This window comes from Actinomyces culturomici (assembly GCF_900499005.1).
Classification (GTDB): domain Bacteria; phylum Actinomycetota; class Actinomycetes; order Actinomycetales; family Actinomycetaceae; genus Pauljensenia; species Pauljensenia culturomici.
The window spans coordinates 1-2,116 of record NZ_LS991326.1 but is presented as its reverse complement, the minus strand read 5'-3'; the positions used below and the strand labels follow the sequence as shown (position 1 = coordinate 2,116).

Here is a 2,116-nt window from a genome sequence, read left to right as displayed (position 1 = left end):
CGCCGTCGCGGCGGTCCCCCCCGCGGGGGGAGTGCGCCTCCCCGCCCGGGGGGTCCGCGCCGCCCGCGCCCTCGGCGCCCGATGACGACCCCGACTTCCTCTTCCGGCTCGAGCGCGACATCCAGCGCGAGCGCCGGTCCCGCGCCGAGCGCGACGCCCGGCGGGGCGACTCCGCCCCCTCGCCGGACACCGGCGCCCCCTCCGCCGGCGCGTCCTCCGACGCCGCGGCGCCCGGTTCGCCGTCGGGCTCCGTCGGCGAGGGCCCGGCCGACTCTCAGGGCGACACCCGCTCCGACGGCCCCCGCGCCTCCGACTCCCGCCCTTCCGACTCCCGCACGATCGACTCCCGCACGATTGACGAGGACGGGGCCCAGACCGACTGAGGGGGATCGCGCATCGGCGATCCGATGCGCGCCGCCTCGCCGCCGCCCGCTCCGGGCCCTGCGGGGTCGACGACTCAGCGCTCCCCTTCCGCGGGCGCACCGCCCCGACCTCGTCGATCAGGAGGAGCCGCCGCGGAGCTCAGCGCTTGAGCGCGGCCTCCGAATCGCCCGGCGTCATGTCGTGCGCCTTCGCGACGAGATCGGCGGCGGGCTCGGCGTAGGTGATCGCGACGAGCGTCGAATCGCGGAACTCGAAGGTCGTGAGCGACGCGAGCGAGCAATGGCGCGACCACGGCGCGTGCGCGAGCGGCTGCTTGCGGGCGAAGCGCGTGAGGATCGTGATCGGGCTCTGGTGCGAGACGACGAGCGCCTCGTGGCCCTTCGCCCGCGCGAGCGCCGACGACAGGGCCGCCCGCATCCGCGAGGCGATGTCGACGTAGGGCTCGCCCCAGCTCGGCTCGAGCGGATTGCGGTAGTACTTCCAGTTCTCCGGCTTGAGGAAGACCGAACGGTCCGCGTTGACCGGCTGGCCCTCGAAGGCGTTGCCCGCCTCGATGAGCCGGGGGTCCGAGAGGATCGGCAGATCGTAGGCCGCGGCGGTCGGCGCGGCGGTGAGCTGGGCGCGCAGGAGGGGCGAGGAGATGACGGCCGTGATGTCGGCGCCCTGCTCGACGAGGTGGTCGGCGGCCCGCTGCGCCATCTCGTGGCCGAGCTCGGTGAGCCCGAATCCGGGCATCCGCCCGTAGAGGAGTCCGTCGGGGTTGTCCACTTCCCCGTGGCGCATGACGTGGATTCGCGTCGAGATCATGGGGCCAGTGTCGCACGCCGGCGCGTCTCGGGAACGAGGGCGGGGCGGGGCGTTGCAGGAGGGAAGAACGGATCCCCTCGACGGACGAAGGTGATGCTCTCGGCGGACGACGGCCATGCGGCTCTTCAGAATCGGGGGTGTCATCGCGTGCCGGCGGCCCGCACGACCCAGATCGCCGTCTCAGCGCACTTCACGGGCGCGAACGGACGCCGAGTGTGCGATCCAGGTATCCCCACACCCCGAACCACCCTCCCTGCACGACCCAGATCGCCGTCTCAGCGCACTTCGCCGGTGCGAACGGACGCCGAGTGTGCGATCCAGGTATCCCCACACCCCGAACCACCCTCCCTGCACGACCCAGATCGCCGTCTCAGCGCACTTCACGGGCGCGAAGGGACGGGGCGGGTAGAACGAGGCGGGGGGGGCGGGCCCTCCCGGACGGACGCCCAGCGGGGCCGCCTGATCCTCTCGAGGGCGCGGCCCTTCGCCAGTTCGTCGACGACTTTGTCGAGCATGCGGATGCGCCGGATCAGCGGATCCTCGATCTCCTCGACACGCACGCCGCAGATCGACCCGGTAATGAGGTCCGCCGTGTCGGCGAGCGCCGCGCCCGCGAAGAAGTCCTCGAAGGAGCGCTCGTCCTCGAGGGCCTTCTCCAGCTCGGCGGTCGAGTACCCCGTGAGCCACGGAGATCACGGCGTCGAGCTCCTCCTTCGTCCGGCCCTTCCGCTCGATCTTCTTCAGGTAGAGCGGGTACACGGACGCGAAGGGCATCGCGGGGAGCTTCGCGGAGCGATCGGCCACGGCGGCCTCCTTCTCTCGGGGTCGGGATCGCCCTCGTCGATGAGTACGAGGGCGGGGCGGGGCGTTGCAGGAGGGAAGAACGGATCCCCTCGACGGACGAAGGTGATGCTCTCGGCGGGAG

1 protein-coding gene and 3 pseudogenes are annotated in these 2,116 nt (G+C 72.5%); 1 reads left to right on the top strand and 3 read right to left on the bottom strand.

Annotated features, from left to right (window positions below; translation table 11 throughout):
- A pseudogene (locus DY157_RS11170) lies at positions 1-383 on the top strand (hypothetical protein); the annotation flags it as partial.
- 139 nt (positions 384-522) lie between these two features.
- Here the strand turns inward: DY157_RS11170 and DY157_RS11165 are convergent.
- From DY157_RS11165 to DY157_RS12015, 3 genes and pseudogenes are all read right to left on the bottom strand, one after another.
- The gene (locus DY157_RS11165; RefSeq protein ID WP_115728719.1) at positions 523-1,191 is read right to left on the bottom strand and encodes a histidine phosphatase family protein; all 669 of its coding nucleotides are present in this window, start codon (positions 1,189-1,191) and stop codon (positions 523-525) included.
- Between the two features lie 380 nt (positions 1,192-1,571).
- Positions 1,572-1,865, bottom strand: a pseudogene (locus DY157_RS12020) (DUF2200 family protein); the annotation flags it as partial.
- A gap of 25 nt (positions 1,866-1,890) precedes the next feature.
- Positions 1,891-1,965, bottom strand: a pseudogene (locus DY157_RS12015) (DUF2200 family protein); the annotation flags it as partial.
- Positions 1,966-2,116 lie beyond the last annotated feature (151 nt).